The sequence below is a fragment of the Pseudomonas sp. ERMR1:02 genome (assembly GCF_002277815.1).
GTDB lineage: Bacteria > Pseudomonadota > Gammaproteobacteria > Pseudomonadales > Pseudomonadaceae > Aquipseudomonas.
On record NZ_NKJI01000007.1, the window covers coordinates 82,511 to 106,398 of the forward strand.

The following is a 23,888-nucleotide window of genomic DNA, read 5'->3' on the forward strand; positions in this document are numbered from 1 at the left end:
GTAGGGCCTCATCGTCGTTGTTTTATTTATGTCGGTTGCGCAGGTCAAAGAGACACAGGCACCGCTGTGGGCTGATTCTGCGAAATGTAGTGGCCGGGAAGAATCGCTACGCGCAAATACTTAGTTCAGATTTTTCTAAACTAATACGGATGGTGACGATAGACTTCACATCATGAGGTGTGTGTCGTCTGGGCGGGCCTCTTCGCGGGCAAGCCTCGCTCCTACAGGAATGGTGTGCGCCGCGAAAACGGCAAATGACCTGTAGGAGCGAGGCTTGCCCGCGATCGGTTGCGCAGCAACCGCAATTCAGGCAACTCAGATTCAGTTTGAAATTCGACTGGTGTTTGGAGCCCCTCATGGCCAACGCTTTACCCGACCTGAAACTATTGCGCATTTTCGTCAGCGTGGTGCGTCATCAGGGATTCGCCAACGCCCAGCAAGAACTGAATCTCTCGACGTCGGCGATCAGCACCTACATGAGTCAGCTCGAGTCAGCGCTGGGCCTGGTGCTGTGCCATCGCGGCCGTGGCGGTTTCAGCCTGACCAGCAAGGGCGAGTTGTTCCATCAGGAAACCCTGCGTCTGCTGGGCGAGCTGGAAGGTTTCGAACAATACGCCGCCGCGCTCAAGGGCGAATTGCGCGGCACACTGAACCTGGGGGTGATCGACTCCACGGTCAGCGACAAGGCCTTGCCGTTCGCCGAAGCCATCGGCGCCTACAGCCAGGAACACCCGGCCGTGCATTTGCATCTGTCGGTCATGAGCCCTTATGAACTGCAACTGGGCGTGCAGGACAACCGTCTCGACCTGGCCATCGGCGCGTTTTCCACGCGCATGAGCGGTCTGGTGTACATGCCGCTGTACCGCGAACAGCATTGGTTGTATTGCAGTACGCGGCATCCGCTGTTCAACGAGCGGCGCATTCCCGAGCAGGTCATCACTCAGCAGCGCATGGTCGGTCGCGGCTACTGGAGCCAGGCCGAACTGGCCCGCCACGGCTTCAAGCACAGCGCCGCGACGGTGGAGAGTATGGAGGCGCAGCTGATTCTAGTGCTGTCCGGTGCCTACATTGGTTACTTGCCGGAGCACTACGCCCAGGCTTGGGCCGACAAGGGCGATTTGCGTGTGCTGCTGCCGGCGACCTTCGGTTATCAGGCGCCGTTTTCGATGATCGTACGTCGCGGTCGCAGTCGTGAACCGTTGATCCAGACTTTCCGTGATTTGCTTAAAGCACAGCTCAATCAGGCTTGAAGAATATGTCCAGAATCCAGTGTCCGCGCTGCCTTCGTCCACAAACTCATTGCTTGTGCCCGCTGATCCCGAGCCTCGACAGCCGCACCCGCGTGTTGCTGTTGCAGCACCCGAGCGAAGTAAACCACGCGTTGAATACTGCACGGCTGGCGGCGTTGGGCTTGAACAACGCCGAACTGATCGTCGGCGAAATCTTTGAAAATTTACCGACGCTGTTGAACCAGCCCGGTTATCAGGCGCGGTTGTTGTTTCCCGCAGACGATGCGCAACCGATGCAGGCTTACACCGCATCGGATGATGCGTTACTGCTGGTGGTACCGGACGGCACCTGGCGCAAGGCGCGCAAGATGCTGCACCTGAACCCGCTGCTGGCGGCATTGCCCAGGGTGTCCCTGGCCGAGGGCGGCGTGTCCCGTTATCGGCTGCGCAAGGCACCGGGGCCGGGGGCGTTGTCGACGGTGGAGGCGATTGTGCAGGCGTTGCAGATACTGGAAGCGCCGGCTTCATTCGAGCCCTTGTTGAAGCCGTTCGAAGCGTTGATCGAGGGGCAGATTGCGGCGATGGGGGAGGAGACCTTCCAGCGTAATCATGGGTCGAAATAGTGGTTATCTGTGCTGGCCTCTTCGCGGGCAAGCCTCGCTCCTACAGGTTGTGTGTGTGCCGCGAAAACGGCGCATGACCTGTAGGAGCGAGGCTTGCCCGCGAAGACGGCAGAACAATCACAAGAAATACTGACTTGAAGCTAGCGCTCGCGCATCGCCTCAGTCCGCGCCTTGAGCACCGGTTTAAGCAGGTAATCCAGCACCGTTTTCTCCCCGGTAATAATGTCCACCGTCGCCACCATCCCCGGAATAATCAACAGCGGTTTCACATCCCCGCCCAAATGGTTTTTATCGGTGCGCACCTGAATCAGGTAAAAGCTGTTGCCCTTGTCATCGGTGATGGTGTCGGCACCAATCAGTTCAAGCTTGGCGCTCAGGCCACCATAAATCGTGTAATCGTAGGCGCTGAACTTGACCATGGCTTTCTGCCCCGGGTGCAGGAATGCCACGTCCTGTGGTCGCACCTTCGCCTCGATCAGCAGGTTGTCTTCCAGGGGCACGATTTCCACCATATCGCTGCCCGGCTGGACCACGCCGCCAATGGTGTTGACCTTCAGCACCTTAATGATGCCCTTGACCGGCGAGATCACCGTGGTGCGGGTCACGCGGTCGTCGATGGCGATGCTCGATGCGGTGATTTTCGACAGGTCGGTGCGTTTCTCATTCAACTCTTTGGCCGCGTCCGAACGGAAACTTTGTTCCGACTCGTCGATCTTGCTCCTGATCTCGGCAATCGCCGATTCCGCACGGGGGATCGCCAGGGTGGTGGCGTTCAGCGAGCCGCGGATTTCCACGGCGCTGCGCTTGAGACGCAGGATCTCCACCGGCGATACGGCGCCGGTCTTGACCAGCGGCTCCGACATCCCCATCTCCTGGTTGACCAAGGACAGGCTTGAACTGTACTGCCCCGCTTTCGAACGAAATTCCGCCAGTTCCTGGGTTTTTTGCCGCAGTTGTTCTGTCAGTGTGCGTTGTTCGCTAGCCAGTCGACGTTGTCGTTGTTCGTACAGGGAGCGTTCGTCTTCGGCCACTTGCGGCGCCTTGGCGATCACTTCTACCGACAGTTTGAATGGCCGGCCTTCGGCTTCCGCCGACAGCCTCTCGACCTGCGCGATTAGTGCGTAACGATCGGCCTCGCTTTCACCCTTGTTCGACAGGTAGCGCGTGTCATCCAGGCGCAGCAAGGTGTCGCCCTTGTTCACCATTTGCCCTTCTCGCACGAAAATCTCGGTGACGATGCCCCCCTCAAGGTTCTGGATCACTTGCACCTTGCTCGAGGGAATCGCCTTGCCTTCGCCCATGGTCACTTCCTGCAACACGGCGAACTTGGCCCAGACCAGCGCGCTGATCAACAGCGCCGCCGCGAGCCATACCGTGACCCGTGACCAGCGCGGCGAATCCTGCAGCGCAGCGCCGGCGGTTTCCGGCATGAATTCAACTTCGGCGCTTTTTGAGAAACTGTTGAAGTAGCCGCTGGTTTTCGACGTTACGGGCTGATCAGCAGACATGGGCGACTCCTAAACCGCAGCAGAGCCGACACGGCCCTTGCGCAGTGCATCGATGACCGCTTCTTTCGGTCCGTCAGCGACGATCCGCCCGTTGTCCAGCACCACCAATCTATCCACCAGACTGAGCATCGAGGTGCGGTGGGTGACCAGCAGCACGGTTTTGCCCTTGACCCAGCCGTGGAGTTTTTGCCGCAGAACGTCTTCGCTGCTGTTGTCCATGGCGCTGGTAGGTTCGTCCAGCAGCATGATCGGCGGGTCGAGCAACAACGCCCGGGCCAACAGCACGGCCTGGCGTTGACCGCCGGACAGCAATTGCCCGCGCTCGCCGACGGGCCGGTCGAAGCCTTGCGGGTGTTGCCGGGCCAGTTCAGTGACGCCGGTCAGTTCCGCCACTTCAAGCATGCGTGCGTCGCTGATGTAGCGCGCGCCGAGGGTCAGGTTGTCGCGCAGGCTACCGGCCAGCAGCGGCAGGTCGTGGGCGACGTAACCGATCTGATGACGCAGGTCGGCGACGTCCAGTTGTCGCAGGTCAAGGCCATCGAGCAGCAACTGGCCTTCCTCAGGTTCGTAGAACCCCATCACCAGTCGCGCCAAAGTACTTTTACCTGAGCCACTGCGGCCGATGATGCCTATCCGTTCGCCGGGTTTTACATTGAAGCTGACATTGGCCAGCGCCGGGGCGTTCTGGCCGTTGTAGTGGAACGTCACGCCGACCACATCCAGCGCACCTTGTAGTTGTGTGCGCTCCAGCGGCCGTTGGCTGGCGTCCCGCTCCTGGGGCAGCGACATCAGCGCGTCGGTGCTTTTCATGGTCAATTGCGCTTGTTGGTAGCGGGTGATCAACCCGGCGATCTGCCCCAAAGGCGCCAGCACCCGACTGCCGAGCATGTAAGTCGCTACCAGTGCGCCGACGCTCAGGTTGCCGGCGATGATGCTGTAGACCCCGGCGACGATGGTCGCCATGCCGGAAAACTGCTGGATGAACAACGTGCCGTTGGTGGCCAGCGCCGCCAGATTGCGCGCGTGGCTGTCGAGGCGGGTGAGGGCGCCGTGGGTGCTTTCCCATTTGTGCTGACGCTCGCTTTCGGCGCTGCAGGCCTTGAGGGTTTCCAGGCCACCGAGAGTTTCGATCAGCAGGGCCTGGCGTTCGGCGCCGAGGCTGAGACTCTTCTGCACGGTGTCGCGCAGGCGGGACTGAATCACCATGGCGAAAATGATCGTGATCGGAAACGCCAGGATAGGAATCACCACCAGCCAGCCGCCGAGCAGGCCGATCACCAGCAGCATCAGCAGGGCAAAGGGCAGATCGATCAGACTGGTCAGCGTCACTGCGGTGAGAAATTCTCGCAGGCCCTGGAAATCATGAATGCTCTGGGCAAAACCGCCGATGGTCGCCGGCCGCGCTTTCATCGCCATGCCGGTAATGCGCTCGAACAGCGTTGCCGACAGGATCACATCGGTTTTCTTCCCTGCGGTGTCCAGCAAATGCGCGCGCACCACGCGCAGTACCAGCTCAAAACCGGTGCCGATCAGCAAGCCGATGGACAGCACCCACAGCGTCGATGTGGCCTGGTTCGGCACCACGCGGTCGTAGGTTTGCATGACGAACAGCGGCACCATCAGGCCCAGCAGGTTAATCAGGAAACTCGCCAGGATTGCGTCGCTGTACAGCCATTTCGACAGCTTCAGGGTGTCGCGAAACCACGCCTGCACCCGCGGCACCAGGGGCGAGCGCAGGTCCTCGAGTTCATGCCGAGGCCGGGCAAACAAGGCCTGGCCGGAATAATGCTCTGCAAGTTCTTGAGGGCTGATCCATTGCTCACCGCCGTCGGCTTCGCTGGGCAGGATCAGCACCTGGCCATCTTCGCCGATGCGTCGCAGGACCGCCGTGCGGCCGTTGTTGAGCAGCAGCAACACCGGCAGGTTGAGCGGTGAGATGTCTTTGAGCTCGCGGCGCAGCAGGCGTGCCTGCAAACCGGCCCTGGCCGCTGCGCGCGGCAGCAGGTCCAGGCTCAGGCGTTGGTGTGCCATTGGCAGCCCGGCACTGAGGCTGGCGCGACTGACCGTCGCGCCGTGGAGTTTGCAGAGGATCAACAGACCGTCCAGAAGCGGGTCATCGAAGCTCAGGCGCGGATCGACACCGATGTTGCCGGGTTCCATGCTGGTCACATTGAACGCTCCCGTGCACTACTTCAATTCAGGCAAACGAGCGTCACTTTTGACTTCGGCCTGGGCGATCGCATCGGCGGGCAGTACCACCCGCTGTTTGCTCAACAACTGGCCCATGTTCGCCAGCACACGGTACATCGAATACTCCTCGGTGTAGCGAACTTCTGTGTAGCGACGGTTGGCGTTGTAGAGTTCGTTTTCACTGTCCAGCAGGTCGAGCAGGGTACGTTGGCCGAGGCCGAACTGATCCTGATAGGCCATGCGCACGCGTTTACTGGTATCGGCGTATTCACGGGCAGTCGGGGTCTGTTTCTTCGCATTGACCATGGCGTTCCAGGCCAGGTGAATATTCTCGTTGAGCTGGCGCAGGGCGTTGTTACGGATGTCCATCGCCTGGTTGATCTTGTGTGCATCGGACTGCAGGCGCGCCTTGTCACTGCCGCCGCGGAACAGGTTGTAGTTCATTACCACGCCGACCCGCCATTCGTTGTCATGACCCTTGTCGCCAGCGATGTTGTTGTTTGCGCCCACCGCAGCTTCGGCGTCGAAGCGAGGGAAGAATGGCGACTTGGCGACCTCGTACTGGCTTTCGGCCGATTGCACGTCGGCCTGGGCGGACTTCAGGTACGGGTTGTTGTCCACCATGCTCTGCTGGGCGTCCGGCAGGGAGGCAGGCAATTCGCCGCGAATCGAGGGCGGTGCTTCGAGTTCATCGGGCAGGCGCCCGACAACTGCGGAGAAGTTCGCCTCGGCGTCGGCCAGGTCCACTTCGGCGGTGTCGAGGTTGTTTTCCGCCAGTGCCCGACGAGCGGTCGACTGGTCGGCGTCGGCGTTGCTGCCTACACCGCGCTGGGTGCGCAGGCCGATCTGGTCGTTGACCCGCATGTGCGCTTGCAGGTTGTTCTTGGCCAGCGTCACCAGTTCACGGCGCTTGAGCACTTCGAGATAGACCTCGATGGTGCGCAGGGCCAGGTCCTGGGCGGTGCCCTGAGCGTAATAGGCCCGGGAGTTGACCACGCCTTTGGTGCGCTCGACTTCATTGGCTGTATTGAACCCGTCGAAAAGCATCTGTCGCAGGCGCAGTTCCGATTGGGTGTAGTTGAGGATTGAAGTGTGATGATCACCGAACGCCCGGGTGTTGGTGTTATCGCTGTACCCACGCCCGTAGGCGGCATTCAGGTCAACCGATGGATAAAAGCCCCCCTTGGCGACTTTCACGTCTTCATCAGCCGACAGACGGCTGTCCACCCGCGACGCCAACTCTGGGTGGGTCGCGATGGTGCTCTGGATGGCTTCGGTCAATGACATGGCTTGAGCCTGAGAAGTGCAGGTCATGGCCAATAGAACCGCGCTGCAAAGGGGGGTTAAAAGGCGCATGGTGAATCTCCCTGAGTCCTGATGGTGCTTTATTATTCGTCGCCAATTATTTGACGACTTTTATAGGTAAACCGTTTCACTCTCTTAACAACAGAGCTAAGAACATTTTGGGGCGAACCTAAGAAGTATTTCTCATAAGGTTTATGCCAAAAAAAACTTATGCGCTCTGACAAATCCGGCACATTGTTCAATGGCGAAGCCCTTGATTTATGAGCTTTAGGGCGCTCATCAGGGCTAAGGAAGAGTTCCAACTCACTTATCGACATAGGGCGGAGAAGTGCTGGAGGGGAGGGACGCGGAGCGGAATGGGGGTGACATTTTTTTGTCACTGCAGTGTTTCAGAGCCGTTACGCATCGTTCAGGGCAAGTTGTCTCGAAAGTGGAGCCCGATGACATTGATTTCAAAGGGTTTTACCCCGGATGTAGACGACACCCGTGAGCAACACGCTGGGCGAGATCGTCGCCGGGGCATCGGCTTACTCAGGTAACCCCGCTGACCGGTAGACGATCCGCCGGGCGACCCGTTAGAGCCATCCATAAGCATTGTTTCTCCGCAACAAAAAAGGCGCCGACAGCGGTTGGCAGCGGAGGAAATGCACATGGCTACGCTCATCGGTATCGTCAGTAAGGTCATCGGTCAGGTGTTCGCGGTGGCGGGCGACGGCACACGTCGTGTGCTGATCGAGGGGGACCGATTGTTCGCCGGTGATCAACTCAATACCGGGGCCGAGGGCGCCGTGGCGGTGCATCTGCAAAATGGCCAGGAACTGACCCTCGGACGGGGCAGCAGCCTGCAAATGAACACTCAATTGCTGGCCCATGAATCGCCCCACGTGAACACAGGCGATGCGGTGACGCCGAGCCAGGCGCAACTGAGCGATGTCGAGCAACTGCAAAAAGCCATTGCTGCCGGTGACGACCCGACGCAGACCGCTGAAGCCACGGCGGCCGGCCCGGGTTCGACCGGGCCTGGCGGTGGCGCACTGGGTGGGGGCCACAGTTTTGTATTGCTTGAAGAAGTGGGCGGGCACGTCGATCCGATCATTGGTTTCCCCACTGCCGGTTTCAATGGCATTCCCGAGCTTCCCGAAGAACGGCACGATGCAGCGGTCAACACCGGCGATGACACCCCGGCACCGGTGATCACGCCTGTCGTGAACAATGTCGTGAACAATCCGGTCACCCTTAACGGGCTTTCGGTGGCTGGTGGCGAACTGACGGTCAACGAAGCCAACCTCGCCGACGGTTCGGCGAGCAATCCCGGTGCACTGACCCAGAGCAGCACGTTCACCGTCACGGCACCCGACGGGTTGAACAGCCTGAACATCGGCGGGATCAATGTCATCAGCGGTGGTGTCGCCGTGGGTTTCCCGCAATCGATTATCACTGTGCTGGGCAGCACCCTGACCATCACCGGTTACAACCCGGCCACGGGTGTTGTGAGTTACAGCTATACCCTCAACGGCAACGAGCCCCATACCTCTGGCGACGGCACCTCCCTCAGCGAGCACTTCACCGTGGTGGCTGGCGACAGCAATGGCGACACCGCCACCGGTTCTCTGGACGTCAACATCACCGATGATGTGCCTAAAGCGTATGACGACAGCAATGGCACGGCATCGGAAACTCAACTGACCCTGAACGGCAACGTGCTGACCAACGACGTGCAAGGTGCCGATCGTGTGCCGGTCGGTGAAAACGCCGGCCCGATCACTTCTGGCACTTTTGTCGGCACGTATGGCACGTTGGTGTTGAATGCCAACGGCACTTACTCCTACACCCTGAACACCAGTGATGCAGATTTCAAAGCCCTGCATGGCGGCGGCAATGGCACCGAGACCTTCACTTACACGCTCACCGATGCCGACGGCGACAAAAGCACCGCCAATCTGGTTTTGCAGATTCACAACAACGACGATGGCGTGACCCTCAACGGCCTGAACGCCAAAGGCGGCGAGCTGACTGTCTACGAGAAAAACCTCAGCGACGGCAGCAGCCCCGATGCACCAGCGCTGACCCAAAGCGGCACCTTCACCATCACCGCGCTCGACGGCGTACAGACGCTGTCCATTGGCGGTATCAACGTGGTGGTCGGCGGTGTCAGCGCAGGCTTCCCTCAGTCGATCGTCACGCCGTTGGGCAGCACCCTGACCATCACCGGGTTCAACGCCGCCACGGGCGTCGTCAGTTACAGCTACACACTGACCGACAACGAGGCGCACCCGACCGCCAATGGCGCCAACAGTCTTTCCGAGCAGTTCGCCGTCACCGTGGTCGATGACAACGGCACCACCGCTAACGGCAGCCTGGGCGTCAACATCATCGACGACCTGCCAAAAGGCGTGGACGACAGCAACGCTTCGACCGCCTCAGAAACGCTGCTGACCCTGGATGGCAACGTCCTGACCAACGACGTGCAAGGTGCAGACCGCGTGCCGACCGGCCCTGGCGCCGGTCCGATTACCCCCGGCACTTTCGTCGGCACATATGGCACGCTGGTGTTGAACGCCAACGGCACTTACACCTACACCCTGAATACCGGCGATGCAGACTTCAAAGCGTTGCACGGCGGTGGAAATGGCACCGAAACGTTCACCTACACCATCACCGATGCCGACGGCGACAAAAGCACTGCCAACCTGGTGCTGAACATTCACAACAACGACGATGGCGTGACCCTCAACGGCCTGAACGTCGAAGGCGGCGAGCTGACCGTCTACGAGAAAAACCTCAGCGACGGCAGCAGCCCCGATGCACCAGCGCTGACCCAAAGCGGCACCTTCACCATCACCGCCCTCGACGGCGTACAGACGCTGTCCATCGGCGGTATCAACGTGGTGGTCGGCGGTGTCAGCGCAGGCTTCCCTCAGTCGATCGTCACGCCGTTAGGCAGCACCCTGACCATCACCGGGTTCAACGCCGCCACGGGCGTCGTCAGTTACAGCTACACACTGACCGACAACGAGGCGCACCCGACCGCCAACGGCGCCAACAATCTTTCCGAGCAGTTCGCCGTCACCGTGGTCGATGACAACGGCACCACCGCCAACGGCAGCCTGGGCGTCAACATCATCGACGACCTGCCAAAAGGCGTGGACGACAGCAACGCTTCGACCGCCTCAGAAACGCTGCTGACCCTGGATGGCAACGTCCTGACCAACGACGTGCAAGGTGCCGATCGTGTGCCGACCGGCCCTGGCGCCGGTCCGATTACCCCCGGCACTTTCGTCGGCACATATGGCACGCTGGTGTTGAACGCCAACGGCACTTACACCTACACCCTGAATACCGGCGACGCAGACTTCAAAGCGTTGCACGGCGGTGGAAATGGCACCGAAACGTTCACCTACACCATCACCGATGCCGACGGCGACAAAAGCACTGCCAACCTGGTGCTGAACATTCACAACAACGACGATGGCGTGACCCTCAACGGCCTGAACGTCGGAGGCGGCGAGCTGACCGTCTACGAGAAAAACCTCAGCGACGGCAGCAGCCCCGATGCACCAGCGCTGACCCAAAGCGGCACCTTCACCGTCGCTGCGCTGGATGGCCTGCAAACCCTGACCGTAGGCGGCATCACCGTGGTCAGCGGTGGTGTGGCAGCGGGTTTCCCACACACCATCACGACCCCTTTGGGCAGCACCCTGACCATCACCGGCTACAACCCGGCGACGGGCGTGGTCAGCTACAGCTACACCTTGGTGGAAAACGAAGCCCACCCGAACGCCAACGGTGCCAACAGCATCACCGAGAACTTCAACGTCGTTGCCACCGACACCGATGGCAGTACCGCCACCGGGCAGATCAACGTCAATATCGTCGACGATTTGCCGATTGCCAAAGCGGATCACCCTTCGGTCCAGGAGGGCGGCACCGTCAGTGGCAATGTGCTGGACAACGACATTGGCGGTGCCGACGGTCTGGCCGCCAGCGGCGCTGTGGTCGGCGTGCGCGCCGGCTCGGACACCTCGACTTCGGCCATCGGCGGCCTGAACAGCCATATCAACGGCACCTACGGCTACCTGACCCTCGATGCCAGTGGTAACGCGGTCTATCACAGCAACCCGAACTCGGTCGGTGCACCTGGGGCTACCGATACATTTACCTACACCGTGCGCGATGCCGATGGCGATGAAAGCACCACCACCATCACCATCGATGTGTACAACAGCTGCCTGAAAGCGGTCAGCGACAGCGACGTGACCGTGTATGAAAAAGCCCTCGACCTGAACAAGGATGGCCAGGACCTGGCCGCCGGCACCGTCACCGGCAGCCAGCCGGGCAGCACCGGCGAAACCGCCAGCGGCACCCTGGTCGGCTCGGTGACCGGCGCAGTCGGGGCGATCACCTACACCCTGGTCGGCAGCGCCACCGGGGCTTATGGGCAAATTCACCTCAATCCGAACGGCACCTACACCTACACCCTGACGTCACCGCCGAGCACGACGCCGCACGCCAATGACGGCGCCAACGTCACGCATGAAAGCTTTACCTATCAAGCGACTGATTCCCAGGGCAACACCGTCACCAGCACCATCGTGGTGAACATCGTCGATGACGTGCCGATCGCCAAAGCGGATCACCCTTCGGTCCAGGAGGGCGGCACCGTCAGCGGCAACGTACTGGACAACGACATTGGCGGTGCCGACGGTCTGGCCGCCAGCGGCGCTGTGGTCGGCGTGCGCGCCGGCTCGGACACCTCGACTTCGGCCATCGGCGGCCTGAACAGCCATATCAACGGCACCTACGGCTACCTGACCCTCGATGCCAGTGGTAACGCGGTCTATCACAGCAACCCGAACTCGGTCGGTGCACCTGGGGCTACCGATACATTTACCTACACCGTGCGCGATGCCGATGGCGATGAAAGCACCACCACCATCACCATCGACGTGTACAACAGCTGCCTGAAAGCGGTCAGCGACAGCGACGTGACCGTGTACGAAAAAGCCCTCGACCTGAACAAGGATGGCCAGGACCTGGCCGCCGGCACCGTCACCGGCAGCCAGCCGGGCAGCACCGGCGAAACCGCCAGCGGTACCCTGGTCGGCTCGGTGACCGGCGCAGTCGGAGCGATCACCTACACCCTGGTCGGCAGCGCTACCGGGACCTATGGGCAAATCCATCTCAACCCGAACGGCACCTACACCTACACCCTGACGTCACCGCCGAGCACGACGCCGCACGCCAATGACGGCGCCAACGTCACGCATGAAAGCTTTACCTATCAAGCGACTGATTCCCAGGGCAACACCGTCACCAGCACCATCGTGGTGAACATCGTCGATGACGTACCGATTGCCAAAGCGGATCACCCTTCGGTCCAGGAGGGCGGCACCGTCAGCGGCAACGTACTGGACAACGACATTGGCGGTGCCGACGGTCTGGGGGCGGTCATCGGTGTGCGCGCTGGCAGCAATACATCGACTTCGGCGGTGGGCGGGCTCAACACGCACATCAACGGTGACTATGGCTACCTGACCCTCGATGCCAGTGGCAACGCGGTCTACCACAGCAACCCGAACTCAGTCGGTGCAGCTGGGGCGACCGATACGTTCACCTATACCGTACGCGATGCCGATGGCGATCAAAGCACCACCACCATCACCATCGATGTGTGCAACACCACAATCAAAGCGGTCACCGACACTGACGTGACGGTCTACGAAAAAGCGCTGGACCTGAGCAAGGACGGCCAGGACCTGGCAGCCGGCACCGTCACCGGCAGTGAACCGGGCAATACCGGGGAAACCGCCAGCGGCACGCTGGTCGGCTCGGTGACCGGTGCTTCGGGTGCGATCAGCTACACCCTGGTCGGCAGTGCCACCGGGACTTACGGGCAGATCCTGCTCAACCCCAACGGCACCTATACCTACACCCTGACCTCGGCGCCGAAAACCTCGCCGGGCGCCAACGATGGCCCGAACACCCTGAGCGAAACATTCACCTACAAAGCCACCGATGCGCTGGGCAACAGCACCACCAGCACCATCGTGGTCAACATTGTCGATGACGTGCCCAAGGCCGTGGCTTCAGAGCGGTCGGTGTCAGCGGTTGAGATCGATTCTAACCTGCTGCTGATAATCGACGTGTCCGGCAGTATGGCCGACGCCTCAGGCGTACCGGGCCTCTCACGACTGGAGCTGGCCAAGCAGGCGATCAGCGCCTTGCTCGATAAATACGACGACCTTGGCGACGTCAAAGTGCAGATCGTGACGTTCAGTAGCAACGCCGCCGACAAGACTTCGGTCTGGGTGGACGTAGCGACGGCCAAGTCGATCATCTCCGGCCTGTCGGCCGGCGGTGGTACCAACTACGACGCGGCGGTGAGCGTGGCGCAAGACGCGTTCAATACCAACGGCAAGCTGACAGGTGCACAGAACGTCGGCTACTTCTTCTCGGACGGCAAGCCCAACGAAGGTTCTATTGGTGGAGGGGACGAGGCGCACTGGAAAGAGTTCCTCACCGAGAATCAAATCAAGAGCTACGCGATTGGCCTGGGTAAAGGCGTCGACAATGCCGCCCTTGATCCACTGGCTTATGACGGCACTGGCACAGGCTCCAATACCAACGCGGTGATCGTCACGGATCTTGGCCAACTCAATTCGGTATTGTCGGGCACCGTAATCGGAGCGCCTATCACCGGTTCGCTGCTGGGCGAGGGCGGTACGTTCGGGGCCGACGGCGGCTTCATCAAAACCATCACCGTCGATGGCACCACTTACACCTACGATCCGAAGGGCAACAGCAACCAGGGGGCGCTGAGCTTCAGCGGTGGCCTCAACCACGGCACCTTCAACACGACCCACAACACCTTGAGCATCGCCACCGACAATAAAGGCACGCTGTTGGTGAATCTCGATACCGGCGAATACAGCTACGTGTCGCAGAAAACCACATCGGTAGTGCTCACCGAACACATCGGCTTCACCGTCAGCGATAACGACGGCGACCTCGCCAGCTCGAGCCTGGTGGTCAAAGTCATTCCGAACGCGCCACCGGTGGCGGTCGATGACCACATCATCACCAACGTGCTCTCGGGCAGCGTAACGGTACCGGGCGAATTGCTGCTGGCCAATGACGCTGACGCCGATGGCGATCCGCTCAAGGCATCACCGACCACCTTCAACACAGGATGGGTCGCCAAAGCGGCGGACTTCACCGGCACTGGTGCGATCGATTTCTCCGGTAGCGGCGTCAAGCCGAGCAACCAGAACCTCGCCGATGTGCGTGGATCGTTCGCGGCCAATACCGCAACGATGACGGCATTGCTGGTGATCAGTGGTTATCTGGGCCACGTCACAGCGGCCAACACTAACGACGAGGACCGTATCACCGTCAACCTCAAGCAGGGTGAAACCCTTAACCTGGACCACAACCTCGCTGCCGGCCATATCACCATGGAGTATTCCATCAACGGCGGCGCCTGGACTGCCCTGGCAGATGGTCAGACCATCACCGCGGCGTCGGACGGGGTTTATCAGATCCACGTCACCAACATCACCAACACCAGTGGCAGCGGCACTAGCGTAAACAATTCCGAAAGCTACCAACTGACAATGAAGCTCGACTATTCCGGTGCGCATGACAGTACCCCGGATTACCACGGCACCTACACCGCCAGCGACAACCATGGCGGCAGCGACAGCGCCAACGTGACCATCAGCTACCAGGAAGGCCACACCCTCACCGGTACCGCCGGCAACGATACGTTGGTGGCGGGCAGCGGCGACAACATCCTCAATGCCGGCGACGGCAACGACATACTCATCGCAGGCACCGGCAACAACGAGTTGCACGGTGGTGCCGGCAATGACTTGCTGTTCAGTGGTATTGGCAATGACTTGCTTGATGGCGGCACCGGCAACGATACCGCCAGCTACGCCCATGCTACCGCTGGCGTCACGGTCAATCTGGGGTTGAGCGGGCCGCAGAACACCTTCGGCGCCGGCACCGACACCCTGACCGCCATCGAGAACCTCGTCGGTTCGAACTTCAATGACACCCTGACCGGTGACAACCACAACAACATCATCAGCGGCGGCCTGGGCAACGACATTCTTAACGGCGGGGGCGGTGACGACATCCTGATCGGCGGCCTGGGCAACAACACCCTGACCGGTGGCAGCGGCGCCGACACCTTCCAATGGCTCAAGGGCAACAGCGGCCATGACGTGGTCACTGACTTCACGCCCGGCACCGACAAACTCGACCTGTCGCAACTGCTGCAAGGGGAGAACAGCACCGCGGCCTCGCTGGATGACTACCTGCACTTCACCGTCAGCGGCAGCGGCGCGTCACTGGTGACCAGCATCGACGTCAGCGCCACGGCCGGTGCGGCGCCGAACCAGACCATCGACTTGGCCGGCGTCAACCTGGCCAGTCATTACGGTGTCACACCAGGGGCGGGCGGAGTGGTTTCCGGTGCGGACTCGGCAACCATCATCAACGGCATGCTCAACGATCATTCGTTGAAGGTGGATACGGTGTAATTCCAACGACAAAGCCCCCCTTCTCTATGAGAATGGGGGGCTTTTACTAGGCTCTTTTGAATTACACCATCAAGAGCTTAAAAGATGAAAAATGGTCCTGCAAAGTGTGCGCCTATATCAATCGTCTAAAACAGGTATCGCATCCATAAGTCGTACTCTAAAGTTATCGATGGCGTAGCGCGAGAAAGAAGTGCCCGCAGACAAGGATGCGACTATAAATTCTATTTTGTCGTATGGGGAGCTAATCTTGACGGTGTGTTTTTTCCACTCATGGTGATCTACGAAAGCGTAGTTCGTATATTTGTTCAGAGCACCAAATCTCAACATCGGGGTGTCCTTTGGTTCGATTTTTTTTGCATCAAAAGAGAGTTCGTATGTTAGACCTGGAATAGCAGGGAATGTCTTTTTGAGAACCGTGCCTTCAGAAACTTGAAGAGCTGATAAGTGATATCCCCCTGTTTCCGTGGGTTGTAAATTAAGACCTGTTCCCGCGCTCCAACCGCCAAGGGTTTGGTCGTCAAAGGTTGTCAGTTCATCCAGTGATTCAAGTTTAACTTCTTTAACCCAAAAATTGTCAAGTCTGTAGTCATTACCCCATCCGGAACGTATGTTATTTGAAAGACTTACCGTTGTGGTCGGCGAAGTTGCAATGGCAGTAAATCCAAAAGATTGCCATGCATCGATCGTCAGACTCTGAAAGGGGTCGCAGTGCTTATTGCCGATGGTTGCAACCAAATCAGTGGTGTAGCCGCCATTTGATTTTGTCGGTCTAACGGAGTAACTGAACGCGTATGCTCGGCCTGGTACTGTAGGGAACGTTTTTTTGAGGATAATTCCATGGGCGTCTTTCGCCGTTTCAGGTGTGACAATCGATAAGACTTTGCCTCTCAAAGGATCATCCACAAACCTTAGATAGGACCCGCCAGGACCCAGCGCGGGCCCCATTTCCCATTGATTAAGAGTTCCATTGTTGAAATCTGTTAATTCGTCCAACATCGTTTCAGCCTTCATAATTAGTGCTCCTTTCTAGCCTGAATGCCACTCCTATGAGCAGCGTATCTGACTCTAGAACTACGAAAGATGACTAGCTACTGTCACAAATGACAGTTTTTATGAATTTCTGATGACCGGCAGAGCATAAGTCATACAGCAAGAGTTCACTGAAACACGACATCACCCCCAGATTACGACGATACCCAAACTCGCTCCTACAGGGCTCATGTTGCGCAAACGAAGGCGCAGCAAAGTGCACAGCATGCATTTCCATTCCTTGAAAATTGCACTTCATACGCGTTGGGAAGCCGCGTAGCGTATTTGGAGACCAATGACTCCTGCAGCATGCCGAGAGACAGAAAAACCATGGCATTCAACACTATCTTCGACGTCAAAATTCCCGACAGCCAGCTAGCGCGCGAGATGACGCAACTCATCCGCGACACCGAAAGCGAGTTGCTGTTTTCCCACTCGACCCGTGTCTACTTTTGGGCAGCCCTGATCGGTAAGCAAAAGGGACTTACGTATGACCCGGAACTGCTTTACGCCGCGTCAATGTTCCATGACATCGGTCTGACATCGAAGTACCAGAAGAGCCAACTTCGCTTCGAAGTGGACAGCGCGAATGCCGCGCGTGATTTTCTGCGCAGTCATGGTATCGCCGAAAGAGATATTGAAAAGGTCTGGAACGCTATCGCTCTGCACACGACGCCGGGCATTCCCGAACACATGCATCCGGAGATTGCCCTGGTGCAGGCCGGAGCGGGAATGGACGTGGCTGGACGTGGCTTCGAGCAGTTTACAGACCAGCAACGCGAATCGGTGATTGCCGCTTATCCCCGCGAAACCGATTTCGCCCATAAGATGATCGACGAGTTTTATCACGGGATGAAGCATCGGCCGGCCAGTACCTTCGGTACCTTCAACGATGATTTCCTCGCGTTCAAGGACCCGGGCTTCAAGCGAACGGATCTGTGCAGCATCATCCTGTGCTCGCATTGGGAGCACCACTGAAGATCCCTGTAGGAGTGAGCCTGCTCGCGATGGCGGTGGTTCAGCCAACTTTACTGTTGAATGTGAAACCGCGTTCGCGAGCAAGCTCTGCTCCTACAGGTATTCATTGATGTTGTGAGCACCATCAATCTGTAGGAGCAAAGCTTGCTCGCGAAGAACGATAACGCGGTCTACCTGATGAACTCACATCGGCTCCGGCGACCCGATCAATCTTCCCATCACTCCGAATACACCCAACTCCTTGATCGCCTCCAGCTCTCCCTGGGTTTCGACCATTTCTGCAATCAACGGCAAATCAATGCTGTTGGTCGCCCTGAAGATCGCCTGGATAAACAGCCGTTTATCCCGCTGCTCGTCGATATGGCGGATATAGGCCCCATCGATTTTCAGATACGCCAGGCCCAGTTGGGTGAGGTTGCCGATCTGGCTGAAGCTGCCGCCAAAATGCTGCAGGCCGATGCGGTAGCCGGTGTCGAGCAAACTATGGCTCAGTCGCTGCAGTTCGTCGGGAGGCGGCAGTTGGCGTTCATCGATTTCCAGGATTAGCAACGGTGCCAGTTCCGGCAGCGATTCGAGCATGTCGAGGATCAGTTGCAGCTGCGCCGGATCGCGCAAGGTATTGCCGGAAAGACTCAGCGCCAGCGGCCAGCGATTGACGGCAAGATATTCGAGGGTCGCTTCGAGCATGGCCAGGTCGAAGCGTGCCGACCAACCCAGGCGCTCGATCCACGGCAGGAAATGCCCTGCGGCAATCGCCTGGCCCTGCGGGTCGAGCAGGCGTGCGAGGACTTTGTGATGCAGCACCTCACTGGTGTCGGCGCACTGCACCACCGGCTGAAAATACAGCTGCAAGTTGCCTTGGGTCAGGGCGTCGTCGATCCAGGTGCGCCAGTCAAGTTTGGACTGGTTCGGTGCGGACTCGCCGTGGCTCAACTGCACCCAGGGTCGCTCGGGGTTTTGTCGGGCTTGGGTCAGCGCCTGATCAAGTCGCGTAAGCACGTCGCTAGTGGATTCGCCGGGGTGGTAGGCGACGATGCCTAAATGTGCGACCGGCACGCAGTCACTGGCACCTGTCAGGCGCAGGTTTTCCAGGGTGGTGCTGATTTCGGCGGCCAGGCGTTCGGCGTCCTCGGTATCAAGCCCCGGCGCCAGCAGGCTGAATTCGCCCCCGCGGTTGCGCGCCGCCAGCCAGGTACGTCGCTGAGGCAGTTGAGTCAGACGCTTGAGCAGTTCGCCGACCCCGCTGATCAATGCATCGGTGCGTTGGCCGCCCAGGCGTTGGTTAAGGCCGGCGAGATCATTGATCCGCAACATCAGTAAATGCCCGTCGCAATGTTGCTCGGCGACCAGTAAATGGTCTGCCAGCTGTTCATCCAGCAGGCGCCGGTTGGCCAGTCCGGTCAAGCTGTCCTGATAGGACTCGTTGCGCAGCTTTTCACTGCGTGCCGCCTCTTCAGTGAACAACGTCTTGAGCTTCTCGACCATCTGGTTCATTGCCAGCACTACGCGTTTCAATTCAGGTGTACGTGGCGGTTTCGGCAGGCTGAGGAACTCGCGTTTACTAATGGCTTCGGCCTGTCTGACCAAGGTGTCGAGGGGACGAAGTTGCCGGCGCAACAGCCAGCCACCGAACACGGCACTGAGCATTCCGCACAGTAGCAACCAGATCAGGCTGCCGAGGGTACTGTCCCAGAGTTTGGCGAGGGCAAATTGCGGATTGCTCAGCACTTCGACCCGTGCCGCCTGCTCCCAGCCGCGCATGATTAACGCGTCACCGCCCTGATGACGCAGGTTGACCAGACTGATAAACCAGCCAGGTACGTCTTCGATCCGTGCTGAAGCGTTGCGCTCCACCAGCACCTGCTCGTCCTGTACGTCGATGATGCGAATGCTACTGAAGTAGCCGCTGTCAAAAATCGAACTGACCATCAATTCCATCATGGCCGGGTCATCGATCTGCGCGGTCAGCGACAAGCCCAGTGCGGTGGCCGCATCCTGGGCGTGAGAGCGCAACTGGCCGAGCATCTGTTCGCGAGAGCTTTCGAGGCTGACAAAAAAGCTGCCGCTGAATGCCACCAACAGGAACAGGCAGATGGCGAAAAACAATTGGTTGCGCAGTTTCATGAAACGCTCCTTGTTGCGGCCTCAGCCATCGCCCACGACGAAGCCTTCGACCTGCATCTTTTGCAGTACCTCTTGCCAGCGCGACAGTTTTTTCGAGTCGCTGCTGCGTTTTCCGCCATTGGCCCCCGGCAGGTAAAGGCCCTCGGCGTTGAAGGCGTACACCGGCAGAAGGTCTTTGCGTTGCGAGGCGGGGCGGATGTCACCGATAAGGTTATCCAGCACCAGCGGGTCGGCTGTGGGGCTGCTATAGAAAGTCAGGACCATGTGCGCCTGGTTTTGGGTCAGCGCCTTGACGTAGGTAATACGCAGTTTTTCGCTGGGAATCCCGAGGTGGCGCAGACTGAAATATTTCGCCAGGGCGTAGTCCTCGCAGTCGGCCGCACCCTTAATCAAGGATTCGACGGGCGTGGCCCAGTAGTCGGTCTGATGCCAGATGCGCGTGTCGTCCTGAAAACTCAGTTGCTGATTGAAGAAGCGATTGACCGCCTCCAGCTGCTCGCGCTCGGGTGCATTGCGTTCGCCTTGCAGCATCTGACTCCAGGCCTCGATTCGCCCCCGCGCCGGGCCGAGAGAGCCATAGCGTTTTTCGGCGATTTGCAGGATCTGCATCAAATCCCGGTCGGCCCGGACGCTGCCCAGAACAGTCAGCAGCAAACTGACCAGCAACAGCCATCCGCCGAACCGAAGTCGGGGCGTTGGCCATCCTGGACTACGCGGACTGCGGGGCATGTCGGGCTGCTCGGATGCAGATTTGTGAAGTCTAGGTGGTGTTTTGGCCGGGGGAGGGCTGATGGTCGACGAATAGGGCTCGTTTTTTGGGATGTACCCAGATCAACTGTAGGAGCGATGCTTGCTCGCGATGGACGTCAACGATAAGGGGTGCTGTCTGAATGATCGCGTTGTCCGGACGTTCTTCGCGAGCAAGCATCGCTCCTACAGGGTCTTCTGCCGAAGAATATAAACCGTCACCAACACCGCACTGGTCAGCATGAACCCGCGTGCCCATGGCATTGGCACCAGATAGCAGGAAAACAGAATGCTCGCCCACATCAGACCAATGGCGTAGACCTTGCCCTTGAGGGGAATACCGTTTCCATCCAGATAGTCGCGAACCCAGGGACCGAGCCGTGGATGCTCCACCAGCCATTGATAGAAACGCGGTGAACTACGGGCGAAACAGGCGGCCGCCAGCAGCAGGAAGGGAGTGGTGGGCAACACCGGCAGGAAAATCCCGATCACCCCCAGCGCTACGCTCAGCCAGCCGATGGCCAGCAGCACGTAGCGCAACATCAGGTGGCGATTGCCTATGGGGTTGTCCATAGGCAGAACCTTAGTGGTGACGAGGCTTGAGGATCGCCGGTTTTTCGTCTGGTGCGTTGCACAGCAGGTACAGCGCAGTCAGGGCTTCGGGGATCTGCACGATCATGTCGTCCATCAGGTTGGCATCCGCGGCAATGTCGGAGAACTCCGGTTGCTCGTCGAACAGACCCGAACCGACCATGATCGGCAGCAGCATTTCGCTGACTTCGTCTTCGGCGGTTTCGAACCAGGCTTCTTCGCGCAGGAACACACCCTCCATGAAGCCGATGCACCAGCCGCGCAGGTCGGAATCGTCCGGGTCTTCGCCCAGGTCCAGGTCGCAAGGCAACTCGAACTCTTCATCGGAGGCCAGTTGGCGGGCGATGTGGGCCTTGAGGGCCAGCAGCGTGGATTCGATCGCTTCACGCTCGGTGTCGTCGGCGTAATGCGGCTCTTCTGCGAACAGCGCATCGATCCACTCACGATCGGGAACGACTTCGGAACAGATCGATAGCGCGGTGAGGTAGCCGTGGGCGGCCACGTAGTCCAGCGCCTCGTCATGCAGTTCATCGGCGTCGAGGAAGACTTGCAGGCGGGTTAGTTGCTCAGCGAAGGACATTAAAGGGCTACCTTGGGGAATATTCGATGCGGGAATTCTAGGCCTTCTTGAGCGCTTGGGCCAGCCGCAAGGCATTTTTGCACATCAGTGTGTCTTATCAGCGGCGCCCTTTGCCGGACAGGGCTCGGGTATACTCGCGCGTTTTGTGATGCCCTGCCGGCGTCGTGGCTGAAATGTGAAGCGTCATGCAATGCGCACTTACGATTTATCGGTGCAGCGTTGCGGGTTCTGAACCAGCCTTGCAGGGATGTTTCGGTGATTTTTGGAGTTTCTATGCTCGAACAGGCTCAACGCGTCCTCAAGGACATCTTCGGCTACGACAGTTTCCGTGGCCGTCAGGGTGCAATCATTGAGCGCGTGGCCAGCGGTGGCGATGCTCTGGTTCTGATGCCTACCGGTGGCGGCAAATCCCTGTGCTTCCAAGTGCCCGCGCTGTTGCGCGAAGGCCTGGCGGTGGTGGTGTCGCCGCTGATCGCGTTGATGGACGATCAGGTCGCTACCCTCGAAGAGCTGGGCGTGGCCGCCGCAGCATTGAACTCCACCCTGAGCGCCGAGCAGCAACGCGATCTGGCGGCCCGCATCCGGCGCGGTGAGGTGAAAATGCTTTACCTCGCGCCGGAACGCCTGGTCCAGCCGCGCATGATGTCCTTCCTGCAAGGGCTGAACATCGCTCTTTTTGCCATCGACGAAGCGCACTGCGTGTCGCAGTGGGGTCACGACTTCCGCCCGGAATACCTGCAACTTGGCCAGTTGGCGGAAATGTTCCCCGACGTGCCGCGCATTGCCCTGACCGCTACCGCCGACAAGCGTACCCGGGAAGAAATCGTGACCCGTCTGCATCTGCAGAACGCCGAGCGCTTCCTGTCGAGCTTCGACCGGCCGAACATTTTTTATCGCATCGTACCCAAGGAGCAGCCGCGCAAGCAGTTGCTGGCGTTCCTGGCCGAGCGACGCAGCGATGCCGGTATCGTCTATTGCCTGTCGCGCAAAAAGGTCGAGGAAGTCGCTGCATTTCTCTGCGAACAAGGTTTCCCCGCGCTGCCGTACCACGCCGGCCTGCCCAACGATTTGCGTGCCTTTAACCAGAAGCGCTTCCTCAACGAGGAAGGCCTGATCATGGTGGCCACGGTGGCGTTCGGCATGGGCATCGACAAGCCTAACGTGCGTTTTGTCGCGCACCTCGATTTGCCGAAGTCTCTCGAAGCCTACTACCAGGAAACCGGGCGCGGCGGCCGTGACGGGTTGCCAGCGGATGCCTGGATGGCCTACGGCCTGCAAGACGTGGTGATGCTCAAGCAAATGCTACAGAACTCCGAAGGCGACGAGCGCCACAAGCGTCTGGAGCAGCACAAGCTCGACGCCATGCTCTCGCTGTGCGAAGAGACCCGCTGCCGCCGTCAAACGCTGCTGGCCTATTTCGATGAAGACATGCCGCAGCCCTGTGGACATTGCGACAATTGTGTCGATGGCGTGCAGACCTGGGATGCAACCGAGCCTGCGCGTCAGGCGTTGTCAGCGATCTTCCGCACCGGCCAGCGCTACGGTGTGGGTCATCTGGTGGATGTGTTGCTGGGCAAGGACAACGAAAAAGTGCGTAGCTTCGGTCATCAGCATTTGTCGGTATACGGTGTTGGCAAGGCGCTTGGCGAAAGCGAATGGCGCTCGCTGTTTCGCCAATTGGTGGCACGTGGTCTGGCCGATGTTGATGTTGAGGGCTATGGCGGTCTGCGCCTGAGCGACAGTTGCCGACCGCTGCTCAAGGGTGAAGTGACCCTGGAACTGCGCCGCGATCTCAAGGCGCAAACCACGGTTAAAACCAGCAAAAGCCCGGCCAGCCAACTGGTCCGTGGCGAAGAGCGCGAGCAGTGGGAAGCCTTGCGCGCCCTGCGTCGCAAGCTTGCCGAAGAGCATGGGGTGCCGCCGTACGTCATCTTCCCCGACTCGACCTTGCTCGAAATGCTGCGCAGCCAACCGACCTCGCTGGCGGAAATGGCCAGGGTCAGTGGTGTCGGCGCGCGCAAGCTGGAACGTTACGGCGAGGCATTCCTCGAAGTTCTCGGCGGTCAGGTCGAAGCACCGAAGGTAGTGGCCGACGTGCGCCACGAACTGATCACCCTGGCGCGGGCCGGCATGACGCCGCTGCAGATCGCCAGTCAGTTGCAATGCTCGGAAAAGAACGTCTACACCATGCTCGCCGAGGCCATTGGCAAGCAGCAGTTATCGCTGGAGCAGGCGCTGGATTTGCCAGAAGACTTGATGGGCGAAGTCCAGGATGCGTTTCTCGACGGTGAGGGCGAATTACCGCCAGTGTCGGAGATTTCCGCCCTGTTTGCAGGACGAGTGCCGGAGGGGGTTTTGTACTGTGTTCGGGCCGCCTTGCAGTCCGAATTTGAGATTTAAGTGAACTGAGTCACTGATGTAACGATTCAGTACAGAAC

Annotated in this window: 13 protein-coding genes; 5 read left to right on the forward strand and 8 right to left on the reverse strand. The window is 59.4% G+C overall.

What is annotated here, in order from left to right:
- Positions 1-356: 356 nt before the first annotated feature.
- Both CES87_RS15095 and CES87_RS15100 read left to right on the forward strand, forming a co-directional pair.
- Entirely contained in the window at positions 357-1,250 is an 894-nt protein-coding gene (locus CES87_RS15095; protein WP_007984914.1) for a LysR family transcriptional regulator, read from the forward strand.
- Positions 1,251-1,255: 5 nt separating this feature from the next.
- Positions 1,256-1,852 (forward strand): tRNA-uridine aminocarboxypropyltransferase, encoded by a 597-nt coding sequence (locus CES87_RS15100; protein WP_128606731.1) that lies wholly within the window; start codon positions 1,256-1,258, stop codon positions 1,850-1,852.
- A gap of 140 nt (positions 1,853-1,992) precedes the next feature.
- Here the strand turns inward: CES87_RS15100 and CES87_RS15105 are convergent, their stop codons facing one another.
- Genes CES87_RS15105 through CES87_RS15115 form a run of 3 tightly spaced genes read right to left on the reverse strand, consistent with a single transcriptional unit; the run spans position 1,993 to position 6,906 of the window.
- The gene (locus tag CES87_RS15105; RefSeq protein WP_128606732.1) at positions 1,993-3,360 is read right to left on the reverse strand and encodes an HlyD family type I secretion periplasmic adaptor subunit; all 1,368 of its coding nucleotides are present in this window, start codon (positions 3,358-3,360) and stop codon (positions 1,993-1,995) included.
- Positions 3,361-3,369: 9 nt separating this feature from the next.
- Positions 3,370-5,529 carry a type I secretion system permease/ATPase gene (locus CES87_RS15110; RefSeq protein ID WP_128606733.1) on the reverse strand — a complete coding sequence of 720 codons (2,160 nt, stop codon included), beginning with the start codon at positions 5,527-5,529 and terminating at the stop codon, positions 3,370-3,372.
- Positions 5,530-5,547: 18 nt separating this feature from the next.
- Complete coding sequence (locus tag CES87_RS15115; protein ID WP_128606734.1) at positions 5,548-6,906, reverse strand: TolC family outer membrane protein; 1,359 nt, start codon at positions 6,904-6,906, stop codon at positions 5,548-5,550.
- Positions 6,907-7,505: 599 nt separating this feature from the next.
- On the opposite strand from CES87_RS15115, the gene CES87_RS15120 reads away from it, so the two are divergent.
- Positions 7,506-15,401 carry a retention module-containing protein gene (locus CES87_RS15120; RefSeq protein WP_128606735.1) on the forward strand — a complete coding sequence of 2,632 codons (7,896 nt, stop codon included), beginning with the start codon at positions 7,506-7,508 and terminating at the stop codon, positions 15,399-15,401.
- Positions 15,402-15,518: 117 nt separating this feature from the next.
- On the opposite strand, the gene CES87_RS15125 is transcribed toward CES87_RS15120, so the two are convergent.
- Positions 15,519-16,412 carry a hypothetical protein gene (locus CES87_RS15125; protein ID WP_128606736.1) on the reverse strand — a complete coding sequence of 298 codons (894 nt, stop codon included), beginning with the start codon at positions 16,410-16,412 and terminating at the stop codon, positions 15,519-15,521.
- 348 nt (positions 16,413-16,760) lie between these two features.
- On the opposite strand from CES87_RS15125, the gene CES87_RS15130 reads away from it, so the two are divergent.
- The gene (locus CES87_RS15130; RefSeq protein WP_128606737.1) at positions 16,761-17,408 is read left to right on the forward strand and encodes an HD domain-containing protein; all 648 of its coding nucleotides are present in this window, start codon (positions 16,761-16,763) and stop codon (positions 17,406-17,408) included.
- Positions 17,409-17,591: 183 nt separating this feature from the next.
- Here CES87_RS15130 and lapD read toward each other — a convergent pair whose 3' ends face one another.
- The 4 genes from lapD to CES87_RS15150 all read right to left on the reverse strand — a co-directional run bounded on the left by lapD (position 17,592) and on the right by CES87_RS15150 (position 21,450).
- Positions 17,592-19,532, reverse strand: a complete 1,941-nt coding sequence (lapD, locus tag CES87_RS15135) for a cyclic di-GMP receptor LapD (protein WP_128606738.1) — start codon at positions 19,530-19,532, stop codon at positions 17,592-17,594.
- Between the two features lie 21 nt (positions 19,533-19,553).
- Positions 19,554-20,261, reverse strand: a complete 708-nt coding sequence (gene lapG / locus CES87_RS15140; RefSeq protein WP_128606739.1) for a cysteine protease LapG — start codon at positions 20,259-20,261, stop codon at positions 19,554-19,556.
- A 204-nt stretch (positions 20,262-20,465) separates the two neighbouring features.
- A complete protein-coding gene (locus tag CES87_RS15145) occupies positions 20,466-20,852 on the reverse strand; it encodes a YbaN family protein (RefSeq protein WP_128606740.1) in 387 nt (128 codons plus the stop codon).
- A 10-nt stretch (positions 20,853-20,862) separates the two neighbouring features.
- Complete coding sequence (locus CES87_RS15150; RefSeq protein ID WP_034146211.1) at positions 20,863-21,450, reverse strand: YecA family protein; 588 nt, start codon at positions 21,448-21,450, stop codon at positions 20,863-20,865.
- 273 nt (positions 21,451-21,723) lie between these two features.
- Here CES87_RS15150 and recQ point away from each other — a divergent pair, with 273 nt between their 5' ends.
- Positions 21,724-23,850 carry a DNA helicase RecQ gene (gene recQ / locus CES87_RS15155; protein WP_128606741.1) on the forward strand — a complete coding sequence of 709 codons (2,127 nt, stop codon included), beginning with the start codon at positions 21,724-21,726 and terminating at the stop codon, positions 23,848-23,850.
- Positions 23,851-23,888: the final 38 nt, after the last annotated feature.